This window comes from Bartonella sp. AC62GZZY, assembly GCF_042196525.1.
Lineage (GTDB): Bacteria > Pseudomonadota > Alphaproteobacteria > Rhizobiales > Rhizobiaceae > Bartonella.
This window is the reverse complement of sequence record NZ_JBHIQN010000089.1, coordinates 1-581: the sequence shown is the minus strand read 5'-3', so window position 1 is coordinate 581 and position 581 is coordinate 1. Positions and strand designations below refer to the sequence as shown.

General features: G+C 42.7%; 1 pseudogene. It reads right to left on the bottom strand.

From position 1 onward, the window contains the following. Nucleotides 1–581, bottom strand: a pseudogene (locus tag ACFIML_RS09320) (hypothetical protein); the annotation flags it as partial.

Here is a 581-nt window from a genome sequence, read left to right as displayed (position 1 = left end):
TCATTGTGATTGCCCCACTATTTTCTGCATTAAGCCCGATGAAAGCATTATTAATTGTTGTTTTGCCTTGCAATTCGATCAAGCTATCAAGATCGGTGGTAGCTGCGCCATAGTTACCATTTGTTGTTAGAGCAACATCTGTAACCTTAATATGCCCACCGCTTTTTGCAAGCACTGCCATGTTTGCAGCGGTTACAGTTCCTCCCGTCATTGTGATTGCCCCACTATTTTCTGCATTAAGCCCGATGAAAGCATTATTAATTGTTGTTTTGCCTTGCAATTCGATCAAGCTATCAAGATCGGTGGTAGCTGCGCCATAGTTACCATTTGTTGTTAGAGCAACATCTGTAACCTTAATATGCCCCCCGCTTTTTGCAAGCACTGCCATGTTTGCAGCGGTTACAGTTCCTCCCGTCATTGTGATGGTACCACTATTTTCTGCATTAAGCCCGATGAAAGCATTATTAATTGTTGTTTTGCCATGCAATTCGATCAAGCTATCAGGATCGGTGGTAGCTGCGCCATAGTTACCATTTGTTGTTAGAGCAACATCTGTAACCTTAATATGCCCACCGCTTTTT